14 protein-coding genes are annotated in these 13,916 nt (G+C 46.7%); 10 read left to right on the top strand and 4 right to left on the bottom strand.

Annotation, left to right across the window (positions count from 1 at the left end; translation table 11 throughout):
* Window positions 1–7: 7 nt before the first annotated feature.
* The 3 genes from G9G57_RS17120 (at window position 8) to G9G57_RS17110 (ending at window position 3,273) form a co-directional block, all read left to right on the top strand.
* Window positions 8–1,288, top strand: a complete 1,281-nt coding sequence (locus G9G57_RS17120; protein WP_016819741.1) for a DNA polymerase IV — start codon at window positions 8–10, stop codon at window positions 1,286–1,288.
* A 160-nt stretch (window positions 1,289–1,448) separates the two neighbouring features.
* A complete protein-coding gene (locus G9G57_RS17115) occupies window positions 1,449–1,691 on the top strand; it encodes a ferredoxin (protein WP_013309730.1) in 243 nt (80 codons plus the stop codon).
* Between the two features lie 157 nt (window positions 1,692–1,848).
* On the top strand, window positions 1,849–3,273 hold the full coding sequence (locus tag G9G57_RS17110; RefSeq protein ID WP_164965291.1) for a L,D-transpeptidase: 1,425 nt from the start codon (window positions 1,849–1,851) through the stop codon (window positions 3,271–3,273).
* Between the two features lie 27 nt (window positions 3,274–3,300).
* Here G9G57_RS17110 and G9G57_RS17105 read toward each other — a convergent pair whose 3' ends face one another.
* The gene (locus tag G9G57_RS17105; protein WP_016819743.1) at window positions 3,301–3,447 is read right to left on the bottom strand and encodes a hypothetical protein; all 147 of its coding nucleotides are present in this window, start codon (window positions 3,445–3,447) and stop codon (window positions 3,301–3,303) included.
* Between the two features lie 217 nt (window positions 3,448–3,664).
* Between G9G57_RS17105 and G9G57_RS17100 the strand changes: the two genes are divergently transcribed.
* From G9G57_RS17100 to G9G57_RS17090, 3 genes are read left to right on the top strand one after another with little or no spacing between them, the layout of a single operon-like run.
* Window positions 3,665–4,759 carry a quinone-dependent dihydroorotate dehydrogenase gene (locus tag G9G57_RS17100; RefSeq protein WP_025364570.1) on the top strand — a complete coding sequence of 365 codons (1,095 nt, stop codon included), beginning with the start codon at window positions 3,665–3,667 and terminating at the stop codon, window positions 4,757–4,759.
* 34 nt (window positions 4,760–4,793) lie between these two features.
* Window positions 4,794–5,606, top strand: a complete 813-nt coding sequence (locus tag G9G57_RS17095; protein ID WP_016819745.1) for a GTP pyrophosphokinase — start codon at window positions 4,794–4,796, stop codon at window positions 5,604–5,606.
* Entirely contained in the window at window positions 5,607–6,176 is a 570-nt protein-coding gene (locus G9G57_RS17090) for a DUF309 domain-containing protein (RefSeq protein WP_164965290.1), read from the top strand.
* A gap of 85 nt (window positions 6,177–6,261) precedes the next feature.
* On the opposite strand, the gene G9G57_RS17085 is transcribed toward G9G57_RS17090, so the two are convergent.
* Window positions 6,262–6,789, bottom strand: a complete 528-nt coding sequence (locus G9G57_RS17085) for a thioredoxin family protein (RefSeq protein WP_164965289.1) — start codon at window positions 6,787–6,789, stop codon at window positions 6,262–6,264.
* Window positions 6,790–6,952: 163 nt separating this feature from the next.
* On the opposite strand from G9G57_RS17085, the gene G9G57_RS17080 reads away from it, so the two are divergent.
* Both G9G57_RS17080 and G9G57_RS17075 read left to right on the top strand, forming a co-directional pair.
* Window positions 6,953–8,620: an RsmB/NOP family class I SAM-dependent RNA methyltransferase gene (locus tag G9G57_RS17080; RefSeq protein ID WP_164965288.1), complete on the top strand. Its 1,668-nt coding sequence runs from the start codon at window positions 6,953–6,955 to the stop codon at window positions 8,618–8,620.
* The gene (locus tag G9G57_RS17075; protein ID WP_031463251.1) at window positions 8,617–9,399 is read left to right on the top strand and encodes a pseudouridine synthase; all 783 of its coding nucleotides are present in this window, start codon (window positions 8,617–8,619) and stop codon (window positions 9,397–9,399) included. The genes G9G57_RS17080 and G9G57_RS17075 overlap by 4 nt, the downstream gene beginning before the upstream one ends.
* Window positions 9,400–9,524: 125 nt before the next feature.
* On the opposite strand, the gene G9G57_RS17070 is transcribed toward G9G57_RS17075, so the two are convergent.
* A complete protein-coding gene (locus G9G57_RS17070) occupies window positions 9,525–10,706 on the bottom strand; it encodes a GGDEF domain-containing protein (RefSeq protein WP_090887354.1) in 1,182 nt (393 codons plus the stop codon).
* 205 nt (window positions 10,707–10,911) lie between these two features.
* On the opposite strand from G9G57_RS17070, the gene G9G57_RS17065 reads away from it, so the two are divergent.
* Window positions 10,912–12,036 (top strand): glycosyltransferase family 4 protein, encoded by a 1,125-nt coding sequence (locus tag G9G57_RS17065; protein WP_019686919.1) that lies wholly within the window; start codon window positions 10,912–10,914, stop codon window positions 12,034–12,036.
* On the opposite strand, the gene G9G57_RS17060 is transcribed toward G9G57_RS17065, so the two are convergent.
* Window positions 12,033–13,139, bottom strand: coding sequence for a YkvI family membrane protein (locus G9G57_RS17060; RefSeq protein ID WP_019686920.1), 1,107 nt, complete (start codon window positions 13,137–13,139; stop codon window positions 12,033–12,035). The two genes, G9G57_RS17065 and G9G57_RS17060, sit on opposite strands and share 4 nt — an antisense overlap.
* A gap of 141 nt (window positions 13,140–13,280) precedes the next feature.
* On the opposite strand from G9G57_RS17060, the gene G9G57_RS17055 reads away from it, so the two are divergent.
* Complete coding sequence (locus G9G57_RS17055) at window positions 13,281–13,886, top strand: DedA family protein (RefSeq protein WP_016819753.1); 606 nt, start codon at window positions 13,281–13,283, stop codon at window positions 13,884–13,886.
* The last annotated feature ends 30 nt before the right edge of the window (window positions 13,887–13,916 follow it).

Raw genomic sequence — 13,916 nt, 5'->3', positions numbered from 1 at the left:
GTTGAGCATGAAAGATGTCAGTGCTTATTATCCGGTTGGTGGACGAGTTATTCTGCATGTGGATATGAACGCATTTTATTGTTCCGTTCATGCAGCGGAGGAGCCGGAAAAATATAAAGGATTGCCTACCGCAGTGGCAGGCAGCAGTGAGCTGCGCAAGGGTGTAATTGTAACCTGCTCTTATGAAGCACGACGATTGGGCATTTCAACAGGGATGGTTGTTCAGCAGGCTCGCCGGATTTGTCCGCAGCTCATCGTAATACAGCCTGATTTTCATTTATACCGTCGTTATTCCAAAGCATTTATGAGTATTGCTTACTCGTATACGCCTATGCTGGAAGCAACTTCAATTGATGAATGTTATCTAGATATTTCCGGTTCCAAGCAGTTTGGAACACCTTTGGATATTGCCGAGGAAATCCAGCGTAGAGTAGAAGAAGAGCTAGGCTTGCCTTGTTCAATTGGGGTAGCGCCCAACAAACTACTGGCCAAAATGGCCTCTGATCTGAAAAAGCCACGCGGGATATCTGTTCTACGTTTGCGTGATGTACCCAACATTTTGTGGAACCTTCCATGTGGGCAGTTGTTTGGTGTGGGCCGAAAAACGGCAGACAAGCTTCTACAAATGAACATTCGTACCATTGGGCAACTGGCTAAGGCAGATGAACACATGCTGGTTAGCATATTTGGTGTAACGGGTTCTTGGTTAAAATTGGCGGCAAACGGAATTAATCATTCTCCAGTCAGCACTGAGCGGGAGCCAAACAAATCCATCGGGCACACCACCACCTTGCCTATGGATGTAGTAAAGCTCGAAGAAGCCCAAAGGGTACTGCTTAACATTAGTGATCAGGTAGCCCGGCGGCTTCGACGGCACGGTATGCTGGCAGGAGGTATTCAACTGACGATTCGGACCCCAGATATGAAGACCTTTACGCGTTCTCAAGTCAGGAGTACGCCTACGGAAAGTGCAGAAGACATATATAAAGAAGCTTGTGCATTGTATCGTCGCCATTGGGGAGAGGATAAGCCGGTGCGTTTGTTGGGGATTACGCTGCAACAGCTCATTCCTAAGGAGGAAGCGGCTGTTCAATTAGATCTATTTGAATACCAGGACCAGCCTAAAAAAGAAAGTTTACTGAAAACGATGGATGCGCTGCGCGATAAGTTTGGTGAAAATGCGATTTTGACTGCGGGGATGCTGGGAGATGATCCTTCGGTACTTCTTCGTAATTCCAAGTTGCGCGGAACTTCGCTGCAAAAAGACAATCTACCCACTCCAGAGTGAACTTCGGGGAGGGTTATTGTTGTATCAGTAACACACGCTATAAGCGTTTTTTGCATGAAGGATAAAGGAAAATAATTTGTAATAATATTGGGTTTGTATTAATATGTGAATAGAATGCAAAAGCTGGTTTGTTCGATTGTATAGGAGGAAGAGAAAAGTTATGGCTAAATACACTTGGGTAGAAAAAGATACATGCATTGCTTGCGGAGCCTGCGGCGCTACAGCACCAGACATCTATGATTATGATGATGAAGGTTTGGCTGAAGTGATCTTTGAAGGGGATGCAAACCAAGGCATCAAGGCGATCTCGGAAGACCTGTTTGATGATATGCAGGATGCTTGTGACGGTTGCCCTACAGATTCCATCAAAGTTGCAGACGAACCTTTTAATAAAGAAGGTTAAGTGTAAGTTTTTTGGACAGGCATAGCACCGCCAGTACCCTTCGCCGTATAACGGTGAAAGTATGCTGGCGGTGCTGTTTTTTTTATGTGCTGTCCATCAGACCTATTGTGACCGATATACATAATAGTAAGCAAGATTACACGATCAGGAGGATCCGATGGACCATTCGCCTCATCTTAAATCGTATGTAAAAAAACACCCTGATAATAAAATGGCCTGGTATTTACTCGGTAAAGAGTATGAAAGCAGCGGCCAGGAGGGCAAAGCAAATTATTGCTTCAATCGTGCAGGGGAAGTGTTCGAAGCCTTTGAGCATAAACAGATTCCGGCAGACGTATGGATGGAATATCAGGATAAACTGGTTCAGATGTCCAAGGAGAAGGAGCGGAGAACCGCTCGAACACGCCACCTTCTAACTGCGTTAATGGTACTTCTGCTCATCTGGGTCCCTTCAGCCAATTCACCGAGCACTTTACCTGAGAGCGCATCCGTTCCATCCGGAACTGAGGACGCAGCGATTGATCATGCCGAAGTTGCAAAAGTGGCTACTGTTGATCCAAAGGAGAGGGCGCAGAACGGTGAGACTTATGTTGGTAGTGTGTTTACGGCTCAAGCCAGGCAAGGAAGTGGGGCTGGAACAGCGCTTACGGATATGTTGGCAAAGACGAGTCAAATGCCGTCCAAGACCACGGTGCTGGGCATGGAGCAGAGCGGGGCGTGGCTGATCTGGAGAGAAGGCATGAAGCCGTTACTTAGTGTACAGAACAAGGGAAACGGCGGATTAGCTGTTCAGTCTTACGACGCCGCTGCATGTGCTTGCAAGCCGTCAGATAGTGAAACTCTCCGCAAATCAGGTCTAAAATGGGCTGCCGGACAGGAAGAACTGGCTGTGCTGAATAGTGCCATGCGTGCATTTCGCTCGCAGCATCAACGTCTTCCCCAGAGTCTTGAGGAACTGACCCGAGATTTTCCCGATAACACGATGTACGGTACGACTGACGGGATGAAGAAGGCTTTTACACCTATGCGCAATTTACTTGCTTCTCCAGGACAGGGAACAGGGAAAGATCAGAACACTGGCGCAGCGGCTGAGAAAAGTCTATTGCTGGCATCGTCATTGCACGGGCGTCCTTTTCTGGGGCAACCGCTACGAATTGTGATAGACAAATCCAAGCACAGGCTAGCATTGGTGAGCGGCAATATACTTATTCGCAATTATCCCATCGGTTTGGGCGGAGAAAGAACACCGGAAGGGAAATTTGTGATTACCGATAAAGTCGTAAATCCGAACGGCAAATCCAACGGTGAGTTTGGTAGCCGTGGTATGCAACTGTCTGCAACGAATTATGCTATCCATGGTACGAACGAGCCAGACAGTATCGGCAAAAATGAGTCACTGGGTTGTGTCCGCATGGGGAAGGAAGACGTGGAGGAATTGTTTGCATTCGTACCTTCAGGTACGGAGGTGGTCATTGGTAACGGGGGACTGCCTGATCAAGTGCTTGTACCTGGTTCCCGATTTACGAGTGAGCCGCAGCACGACCAGACGAATCCCCGCAAAACCTATCACTGGCTAAATTAACGTTGTGGTGCCGCTGCTACTTGTTGATTAACGATTTCCTGCTTGTGCTAAAACAATGACCAGAACAATCACAATGATGAGTAGAACAAAGCTGATGGCGGTCCATACGATCGCTTTCTTGTTCACCTCATCCTTTTTCTTTTGCAGACTGGGCGGTTTACGCTTGGTCTTCATATCAGCATCCCTCTTTTCTTGCGGGCTAAGATCCTGTCTTACTATGTCCATTGTAAATGGTTTGATTATACATTTTCAATGACATCTCCATGACAACTGAATTGTTCTGATGTTGGACCTCGCAAATTACTTTCTTTTTGGTATGGAAAAAGCTAAACTATTTTGTAGAGATGTTTTTTTAGGATTGTGCAAGGGCATAGAACGGAGTGGATGAATCGTGTTGTATCGAAGGATCGCGAAACCTGTTTTTTTCAAAATGAGTCCAGAGAGGGCCCATCATGTAGTCATTGACGGCTTAAAACATGCTGGCTCACTTCCTGGTGGTGCGGCGACGTTGCGAGGGATGTATGGAGTCAAGGAAACGGAAGATCTTGCCGTTGACCTGTTTGGCATTCATTTTCCCAACCCGATTGGACTGGCTGCGGGACTGGATAAAAATGCTGAAGCGGTTGCCGGTTTTTCTTCCATCGGTTTTGGTTTTATGGAAGTAGGCACGGTGACACCTGTCGGACAGCCCGGCAATGATCAGCCCCGTTTGTTTCGACTGCCTCCCGATGAGGCATTAGTCAATCGGATGGGCTTTAACAATCTGGGTGCTGAGAGCATGGCCCAACGTTTGGCTACCCTTAAACATCGACCTGTACCGGTTGCTGTTAATATCGGCAAAAATAAAGTCACGCCAAATGAGGATGCTCATAAGGACTATGAGAAGTGTATTTCCGCACTGTATCCGTATGCGGACTTCTTTGTAGTGAACATTAGTTCACCCAATACTCCGGATTTACGAAAACTCCAGCATGGCAGTGAACTGAAGTCATTACTGGAAGCGGTTCGGGCAGAGATGGGAGTTCAGGCGACAAAGTATGGTAAAGCCAAGTCTGTACTGGTCAAAATTGCGCCGGATGTATCGGACGAGGAATTGGAATATATGACAGATGCGATTGCAGCTAGCGGAGTGGACGGCATTATTGCAACGAACACGACGATATCCAGAACTGGTCTGACGCATCGGAATGCAAGTGAAACCGGAGGATTGAGTGGTAAGCCGCTACGTGACCGTTCCACAGAGGTCATTGGACGGGTGTACCGCCAGACGGAAGGGAAGCTGCCTATTATTGGATCAGGCGGTATTTTTACCAGTCGTGATGCCTATGACAAAATTAAAGCAGGCGCTAGCCTGATTGAAATTTATACAGCATTGATCTATGAGGGGCCGGAAGTAAACCGGGCTATACATGCCGGTCTGCGTGAGTTGCTTCGAAAGGACGGCTTTAGACATATTACCGAGGCTGTTGGTGCAGCTCACAGATAAAAAAGTGTTGTCGGAAGAGACAGGAGGTACGGGGATGGACGGAAGAGACTGGGGAACATTTTTGCTGCCATACGATCAGGCGGTGGAAGAGCTTAAGGTCAAGTTCAAAACAATGCGTGCGGAGCTGAAAAAGCGCGAGGAATACGCTCCTATCGAATTCGTAACTGGACGGGTTAAAAAAATATCCAGCATCCTCGATAAGGCGAAGAGATTACAGGTTCCACCTGATCAGCTGGAGACGGGGATCGAGGATATCGCCGGCATTCGCATTATGTGTCAATTCGTAGAGGATATCCGGCGGGTAGCCGAATATATTCGAAGACGTAAGGATTTGACGGTATTGTATGAAAAGGACTATATCACCAATTATAAAGATAGCGGCTATCGCAGCTTTCATATGATTGTGGAGTACCCGGTTCAGACAGCAGTGGGGTTAAAGATCGTACTAGCCGAAATTCAAATCCGTACGTTGGCTATGAATTTTTGGGCAACCATAGAGCATTCTCTTAGCTATAAGTATCGTGAGAGCTTACCGGATGATATGCGAGCCCGGTTGAAAAAAGCGGCTGAGGCAGCCTTTGTGCTGGATAATGAAATGTCTTCCATCCGCCTTGAAATATTGGAAGCACAGAAGAAGTTTGAGGATGAAGCCAATATCGTATCCAAAGTGCTAACAGGCATGCATCGTCTGTATTTCTACCATAAAATTAGTGAAACGATTGAGGCGCAGCGCAGATTTAATGAACTGTGGGAGCGGCACGATATGGAAGGAATCAAGCAGCTGCATGATGAGGTCAAGGAGATGCTGGAAGCTTCAACTAAGGAAGAAGACAGGGATGAGTTTTAAATGGTGACCCCTTCCTATGAACCGTTGTACGTGACTTATTTGGTATACTTCAATCGGGATCGGGATTACTTTGAATGTCATGAGGTACTGGAAGAGCTGTGGCTTAAGCTGGACCGAGACCCTGTATATAAAGGTTTGCTGCAAGTTGCTGTAGGACTGTATCATTTTCGCAATGGTAACTATCGTGGTGGATACATGATGCTGGACAGTGCGGTACACAGGTTGGAACATACTTCTTCGCAGGCGCTGGGCATTAATATGGCGAAGCTGGTAGACGAGGCGCGCGCTTGCGCCCGGCAGCTTGCTGAAGCTGTTATGGAAGGTTCGGAAGAGCTTCATCGTCAACCGCCGATTTATCGGGACTTGACGATTGAAATCATCGAACCTGGGCTGCGTCGGGCCGTGGAGAAGGCAACGTTGTCCGTTCCGGTCAACGTCCCTCAGCAGAGAGGTCCTCGGCGTGGCGAAAAGCATGAGCAGCGTCAGCAGGCGCTGGAAGCTTCGATTAGGCGAAGACAGGCCGCTGGCAGCTTACGCTCAGCCCAGATGGAAACGAAGGATGCGCCTTGATGTTGTAGCGTATAATAAACGAGCAGCCCGATCCGTTTTATAGGGATCGGGCTGCTTTATCATTGTCAGACGTGAGGAGATTTGTCTAAGAGGTCACGTTCTTTTTATATTTCTCAAAAAAGGCTTTGAAATCGTCGAGTGTGTATCCGTTGTCTGAAGGATTTTCCTTCAACCCACCTACCATACGTTCCTTTTCCACGCCTTTTTCGTAATAAACAAGCGTGGGAGTATACTCAATCTTGTACTTGTCCCAGCCAGCCTCATACTCACGCAGGTTAAATTCGTGCATCGTGATATTCTCCTGCTTGCTCAAAGGCATGAGCTTGGGAGTAGTGGCACGGCAGTGAACACAGTCGGAAGCGAAATGATAGACGAAAAAGCTTTCCTTTTTGTCAATTTTACTTTGTAAATCTTCTGGCTTAATAATTTGCTGATAGTTCGGATCATTTAGCAGTTCCTGGGTAGCAGGATTTAACGAGGCTGTGGAAACGCCGTACAGCTTGTTTTTAGTGCCCGAGTTTAAAGCGAGCAGCACTCCAAGCAAAATGACAAGCACAACAAAAAAGCCAATGACAGGGATAAGCTTTTTTTTGTTGGATTTTTGTGCGTTCAATGGAATCTCTCCTATCAAAATCTAAAATATGTAACTATGAATCTCATTATTATACAACATTACAGCTTGTAGTGAAAGTTTGTAAATCACACAGATATTGCCGGATAACAGGTTGATTATGGTACAATAAAACTTATTTTAACAGGACAGGATGATTACGATTATGGGTGTACAGCTCCCCACAGCATTTGTAAAGCGCATGGAACAACTGCTCGGTGATGAATTTGAGGCTTTTATGGCTGCCTATGACCACACGCCCCATGCCGGGATTCGCGTCAATACATTAAAAATTCCAGTAGAGGACTTTAAGGAACGTTCTCCGTTCGAACTGCGGCCGATTCCGTGGTGCCCCACAGGTTTTTACATTCCGCACGGCACTAAGCCTGGACTTCACCCTTACTATCATGCTGGGTTGTACTATGTACAGGAACCAAGTGCGATGTCTCCGGTTGAACTGCTCAATATAGCTCAGGGTGAAGCTGTTTTGGACTTGTGCGCTGCACCGGGGGGGAAATCAACCCAAATCGCAGCCAAACTGCAAGGAAGTGGCGTACTGGTGACCAATGATATTAGCGCCGATCGAACCAAGGCGCTAGCTAAAAATGTGGAACTGTACGGTGTGCGCAATGCCGTGGTATTGAATGAAAGCCCGGATCGTATCGCAGATGCTTTTCCTCATTTCTTCAACAAAATTTTAATTGACGCACCTTGTTCGGGAGAAGGTATGTTCCGTAAGGATGAAGATATGGCCAAACAATGGGAGACACACTCGGTAGAAAAATGTGTGGTCATGCAACGGGACATTTTGCGTGTAGCGGCCTCGATGCTGAGCGATGGGGGAAGAATTGTCTATTCGACCTGTACCTTTGCCCCGGAAGAAAATGAAGGAATGATTGCGGAATTTCTGGAGGCTCATCCCGATTTTAACGTAGTCCCTGTTCCTTCGGAAGCAGGTTTTGCACCAGGCCACCCGGAATGGATGAATGAAGAGATTGCATCGGCACATCCGGAACTGCGAGGTACAGCACGCCTATGGCCGCATCTTGTAGAGGGTGAAGGGCATTTTATCGCCATATTGCAGCATCAGGGTGGTGGTCGTGTCACTTCGACAGCAGATCACACTGAGTCAGGGGAACTGGCTCCATATACGAACAAGAATGAAAGAATATTAAAAATAGAAGCAGCATATTCGCACAAGAAGCAACATTTGCCCGTCAAGGAAGCGCTGCTCCCAAGTGTCCAAGGAAGGCGCACGACTGATGAGCCTAAACGAACCGGAAAAGGAATGGGCGGAAAGTCAGGCAAAGGAAAGACCACGCGCGGCTTTGATGGTAACAAGTCACGTATGGGCAAAGAAAATGCAAAATCTGCTGTACGCTCCCCGCATGATGTGTTGGAATCTTATCATCAATTTGTTCAGGAGCAGTTGGAGGTTTCATTTGCAGGCTACACGGTGGTCTACGGAGATCGCATTTATCAGTCGCCGCTGGCATCACATCGTTTGGACGGTCTTAAGGTGGTACGTCCGGGTTGGTTTATGGGAACCGATAGAAATGGTCGTTTCGTACCTTCACACCCACTGGCGGTGGCTTTGCGCTCTTTTGAGGCGGTTAGAAGCATCAACCTTTCCAGCTCGGATGCTGAAGCCATCCGGTATTTAAAAGGTGAAACCTTGTCCATCCCTGTTGAGAGAATGGAGCTTCGGAATGAAGTCCAACCCAAGGGCTATACTCTCGTGTGTATTGATGGTTATTCGGCCGGGTGGGGCAAATGGCAGGACGGCATGCTTAAAAATGAATATCCTACAGGCTGGAGGTGGACATCGGTATGAGTGGAAAAGGAAGACAAACTCAGCGTTTGGACAAAATTTTAACCCATATGGGCTATGGTTCCCGTAGTGATATCAAGAGACAGGTAAAGCAAGGTATGATCACAGTAAACGGACGGATCATCAAGGATAGCGGCTTACAGGTTCATCCATATCAAGATCAAATTGAAGTGAACGGCGAACTTGTTGTTTTTAGAGAGTATATTTACATCATGCTGCACAAGCCCCCAGGTGTTATATCTGCAACCGAAGATACGAGGGAACGAACGGTGCTGGATTTGCTGAGTGCGGAGGAACGACATTTCGAGCCTTTTCCAGTAGGGCGGCTAGATAAAGATACAGAAGGCCTATTGTTATTGACCAACGATGGCAAGCTGGCGCACGAACTACTATCTCCGAGGCGTCATGTCCCCAAAACGTATGAAGCTACGGTGTTGGGACTTGTCACGGAGGAGGATATTCTTCAATTTACAGCAGGAGTGGAACTGGACGATGGGTATGTCACCCTTCCCGCGCAGTTGACGATTCTTCGGCATGAACAGCCGCATCAGGCAGATGGGGAAGTCATTTCCTATATTTCGCTTGTAATCCATGAAGGTAAGTTTCACCAAGTGAAGCGCATGTTCGAGGCGGTTGGTAAAAAAGTGACCTACTTGAAAAGAACAGCCATGGGGCCATTGAAGCTGGATGATCAGCTTCCACTGGGCAGCTATCGAGAGCTGACTAGCGAAGAACTGGCATTGATCGGCCGTGATATAGTTTCCGCAACACCAGAAGCTTGATGGTAAGATTAAATATAAATGACGCACAGACTCGTACGAGATTCCTGTGCGTCATTTTATGATATAGACAATTAGACAGAGCAGTATTCATAGGCAGTCTTCGATAACGAATCGTAATTTGCGAATTATTGTGCGCGTGCTGCCCGATTTTGTTTCACTTCCGCTGCCTTATAAGCTGTAACCTTGTTTTTGCCTGTCGTTTTGGATATGTACATGGCTTGATCGGCCTGTTTGACGAGTTCATCCGGGTTCATTTCCTTCTTCACAGTACTGTGTCCGACACTAATAGTGACGATGCTTTCCTCAGCAACACGTTCGCGGATTCGTTCTGCGACCAGAGCCACCTTGGCCCGACGATCCACAACCATTGCGACCAGTTCCTCGCCACCGTATCGTCCGGTCAGCCCGATTTCATCCAGTTCGTCCTCCATAATCTGTGCCACCTGCTTGAGAACTTCATCCGCACGAGCATGGCCCTGCGTATCATTCAGCTTTTTGAAATTGTCAATATCGCAAAAAATGACAGACACGCGGATTCCCTGGTCCATATATCGTCGTAGTCGCCCCGAAAAATATTTACGGTTATACAGTCCTGTCAGGCCATCGGTAATGGAAGAACGATAAATCCTTTGGAGTAGCTCCACAATCCGTTCAAACAGGATGACAAATAACGTAGTGTAGTACAGCAATGGTAAAAATGACATCCACAGGATTGTGTTTGATCCGTCTGCTTCTTCAGGGATGTCATTTCGCAGCCAGAGAAAACCAAGCCAGAGCAGATAAGTGAATAGGCCTGCCATAAATTTCTTTGGCTGTCCGATTCGCGGGGTGATGAACAGAAGGCTTAATATAAGCACTAACACTCGATAAAACAAAGTGAATCCAACCAACTTCACTGGGCTAATCCAAGTAGGCAGCAAACCTAAAGTCCAAGCCATTACCGGCAGTATTAATAACGCAGCCAGCAACAGCAAGACCCATTTTTCCATAAGCTTTAGCTTTCGGTAAAGCTGAAATACAGCGGCATTGATGAGCACGAAGGCAAACGCCTCCAAAGCATTTTTCCACACGATTCCCTGCAGTTGCATTTGGCCGCCGCCTGCCGAATAGAGATTCATCACTTCATATGTCATAATAAAAATAGCGGCAGCCGAAAAAAGGATATAGGCTTTTTTTCGTTGTCTGCTATATATGATCACGCACATTAGCGCCATCATGAGTATAATATACAAACCGCAGGCTGCACTTATGGCCCCGGCCAGAGATGGGGAGCCCAAGGTTCCCAATAAGGACAACAACGTCAACATCACCGACTCCATTTGTAAAATTAATCTATCTATTGAACGGACGATATCGTTCCGATACAATAGACAGGATTTATTCCAGTTAAAATGTTATAATTTTCTTTTGTGCCTAACATTTATTCTCAATATATCATCTTTCAGAAAATCCGGAAACCTATACATATATCCTGTGTTCCGGGCAGTTTAATGCTTGAAAGGGGAAGCACTCATGAAATTGCTACAGGCTCTCTTTTTCCCACCCGAGCAACCGGGAGGCGTTTCATCCATGATTCCATATTTGCAAGAGCGATTTACGTCCCCCCGTTGGGAAATGGAGTTATTTTCAATCCCTAAACGGATTCGTAACAAGGGTAGGGACGAAGTAATCTTTGATACCTTCGACTGGACGAGATATGAGCAATATCCTATCGTTCAAAAATATATTCAGACGTACCGTGATTATTTGTGGTGGACTCGGCTTCGTATTCAGAAGCCCTTTGACCTTATTCATGCTCATCATCCGATTGCCGGGCTAGCTATGAAAAACGTATTTCCAGATACCCCGCTCGTACAGACGATTCACTCTTCCTATGAGAAGGAGTTAATTCTGAACGGGAAAATAGAGGAGAACGGGCCTGAACACCAATTCTTAGTGTCACTGTACCGAGAAATGGAGCAGAAGGCGGATCGCCTGATAGCAGTATCGCAATCTTTTCAGCATTACTTAACACCTTATGTACAGCATCCGCAAGATGTTGTGGTTATTCCAAATGGATATGATGAGAAGCGATTTAAGCCCATTCCTCACGAAAATGAAGTGACACAGCTTATGACCGTTTGCCGACTTGTTCCCGCCAAAGGACTTGATATTCTATTACAGGCTTGCGCTGAGCTGAAAAAAAGAAATCAGGAATTTGTACTTCATATCATTGGTGATGGTCCGATTCGGCCTGAGATGGAAGAGATGGCGCGACAGCTAGATATATACCATGAGACGATTTTTTATGGATATACTCTTCACCCGGAAGAGTTTATGCCTTTCTTTGATGTATTTGTATTGCCTTCGCGGGCGGAGGCCTTTGGCTCCGTATTTGCAGAAGCGGCATTGAGCTGTCTGGCATTGGTAGGTACAGAAGTAGGGGGAATACCGGAGCAGATTGAAAATGGGGTAAATGGTCTGCTCGTGCCACCCGATAATCCGAAGGCACTGGCAGACGCATTAGAAAAGGTCATCGCTGACCCTGCCTATCGTTATGAACTGGCTAGATCCGCCTGCGACAAGGCTAAATCAAGCTATTCATTAAGTCGTGCTGTTAACGAACTGAAGAAAATGTATTTGAAATTTCCGCACTAACCATGACGGGTATCACCTGGTTTGGAATCAGAATGCCGAAAGCTGGAGCGAGGACGTGAGGAGCGGAAAGGTCTTCCGCGTCCTGCTAAGATCAGTTTACTGACCCACATCAGACTGAGCATTCCAAAAATAGGATAAAGCACAGATAACAGTGAGCTGAAGCCGAACTGACTGATTAAAAAACAGGTGAGCATAATGAATAATGTAATGAGCTTGGGCGAAATTTGGACATGCTGACGAATTTGTAGACTGACTCCATAAATGTCGGCCACAAAGGTACTGAAGATCTCCATGAAAATGAGTAGAATGTATATGATTTCAACAAGGGCGCCTAGACGGTAAGCAATGCTTCCCATAGGGATTTCAAATTGCTGAATGCCTGGCATTTGCGCTGACATGACAAAATGTGCAGCCATCAGCATAAAGCCAACACCAATTCCGCCCAAAACACCGCCCCAGCGGATCGTTTTACGGGAGAAAGTTTGGCTGCCTAGAGGGACAAGCACGGCCTGAGCCATAGCCAGATTGAAGGACGTGTACAGGAGCGGAGATATCCATGTGCGTAGCACACTGTGGTCTGTCGTATTCGTAATAAAGCTTTGCGGATTGGGCATGGAAAGGGTACTGTGAACGAGCAAAAGAGATATAGTGATCATCAGCGGGACAACAATGGTATTCATATGCAAAATCGCTTTAATACCTTTATTCAGCAGCAAGTAAGTTCCGATTAGTGTAATGAGCAGTCCAGTCTGGTAGTGCAGGTGAAGGTGCTCCACAAAAACAGAGCCGGCTCCTGCCAGCATGACGCTGTTCACGCCAATCAGCACAAGAAGTGTGAATATGCTGATCCATTTTCCGGCATTGGCACCAAAAAGGTGCTTGTTCAGATCCTCGTAGGAGCGGGCTGAAATATCATGAGCGATCAGCATCATTTTCGTACCCAACCATACAAATATGAGTGTGGACAGCATAATCGTGATTGTAGCCCAACGTCCATATTGCGTAAAGAATTGCAATATTTCTTGTCCGGTAGCGAAGCCGGCACCGACGATTGTACCAATGTATGTAAAAGCAATCTGAAAAACATGAATATTACGTTTCATTCCCAGTCCCCCCTTGCCTGCTTGAATAACGCTGCAGCGAGCATATAATACAAACTATGTTCAACTGAAATAGGACATGACTGGATGAGACTGAAAATAATTATACTGCATTTAATGAATAGCTTGACGGGAGCGTAATTTATGGGTCAAATCCTTGCATGGATACTGGAATACGGATATTTGGCAATGTTCGGCTTGCTTGCCCTTGGAGTAGCTGGTATGCCGATACCCGACGAAGTGCTAATGATCGCCTTTGGCGGGCTCGTGTCTCAAGGACACTACAACTTTATTGCTGCGCTGGCAGTCACATTTTTCGGTAGTATGACAGGCATGATGCTTAGCTACACATTAGGTCGTCTGCTGGGCAAACCACTATTGCACCGATACGGTAAATGGGTGAGGCTTACGCCCTCCAGGATTGCTTCTTCCGAAAATTGGTTCGGACGCTATGGTACCTGGGGAATTTTGTTCGGATATTTTGTCCCCGGCTTGAGACATGTGTCATCCTATCTGGCAGGTACAACCCGTCTAGGTGTTTTTCGCTATATCGGCTATGCGTCAGCAGGAGCGTTGCTGTGGTGTGGTACATTTTTGGGGATCGGGCATGCGGTGGGCATGCACTGGGAACAGGTGGCTAAGCTGATGGAGAAGGTGACTCATCGGGTGGGCCTGATCGTTATTCTTTTAATCGTTTTGGGAGGAATCACCGCATGGTTCTGGAACAAGCGTAAAAAAAATATCACATGAATGCATGGAAAGCAGGCTATAGCTTGAAAG

Origin of the sequence: Paenibacillus sp. EKM211P, assembly GCF_011066175.1 — a bacterium.
GTDB classification, from domain to species: Bacteria; Bacillota; Bacilli; order Paenibacillales; family Paenibacillaceae; genus Paenibacillus; species Paenibacillus polymyxa.
The sequence above is the reverse complement of the archived record's forward strand: the minus strand, read 5'-3'. Positions and strand labels throughout refer to the sequence as shown.

What these genes read in the sequence shown, in the direction of transcription:
- G9G57_RS17105 (WP_016819743.1), bottom strand. Translation starts at nt 3,447, where the DNA reads ATGAAGACCAAGCGTAAACCGCCCAGTCTGCAAAAGAAAAAGGATGAG.
- G9G57_RS17090 (WP_164965290.1), top strand. Translation starts at nt 5,607, where the DNA reads ATGGTGACCCCTTCCTATGAACCGTTGTACGTGACTTATTTGGTATAC.
- G9G57_RS17065 (WP_019686919.1), top strand. Translation starts at nt 10,912, where the DNA reads ATGAAATTGCTACAGGCTCTCTTTTTCCCACCCGAGCAACCGGGAGGC.
- G9G57_RS17055 (WP_016819753.1), top strand. Translation starts at nt 13,281, where the DNA reads ATGGGTCAAATCCTTGCATGGATACTGGAATACGGATATTTGGCAATG.
- G9G57_RS17080 (WP_164965288.1), top strand. Translation starts at nt 6,953, where the DNA reads ATGGGTGTACAGCTCCCCACAGCATTTGTAAAGCGCATGGAACAACTG.
- G9G57_RS17075 (WP_031463251.1), top strand. Translation starts at nt 8,617, where the DNA reads ATGAGTGGAAAAGGAAGACAAACTCAGCGTTTGGACAAAATTTTAACC.
- G9G57_RS17115 (WP_013309730.1), top strand. Translation starts at nt 1,449, where the DNA reads ATGGCTAAATACACTTGGGTAGAAAAAGATACATGCATTGCTTGCGGA.
- G9G57_RS17120 (WP_016819741.1), top strand. Translation starts at nt 8, where the DNA reads ATGAAAGATGTCAGTGCTTATTATCCGGTTGGTGGACGAGTTATTCTG.
- G9G57_RS17070 (WP_090887354.1), bottom strand. Translation starts at nt 10,706, where the DNA reads ATGTTGACGTTGTTGTCCTTATTGGGAACCTTGGGCTCCCCATCTCTG.
- G9G57_RS17095 (WP_016819745.1), top strand. Translation starts at nt 4,794, where the DNA reads ATGGACGGAAGAGACTGGGGAACATTTTTGCTGCCATACGATCAGGCG.
- G9G57_RS17060 (WP_019686920.1), bottom strand. Translation starts at nt 13,139, where the DNA reads ATGAAACGTAATATTCATGTTTTTCAGATTGCTTTTACATACATTGGT.
- G9G57_RS17110 (WP_164965291.1), top strand. Translation starts at nt 1,849, where the DNA reads ATGGACCATTCGCCTCATCTTAAATCGTATGTAAAAAAACACCCTGAT.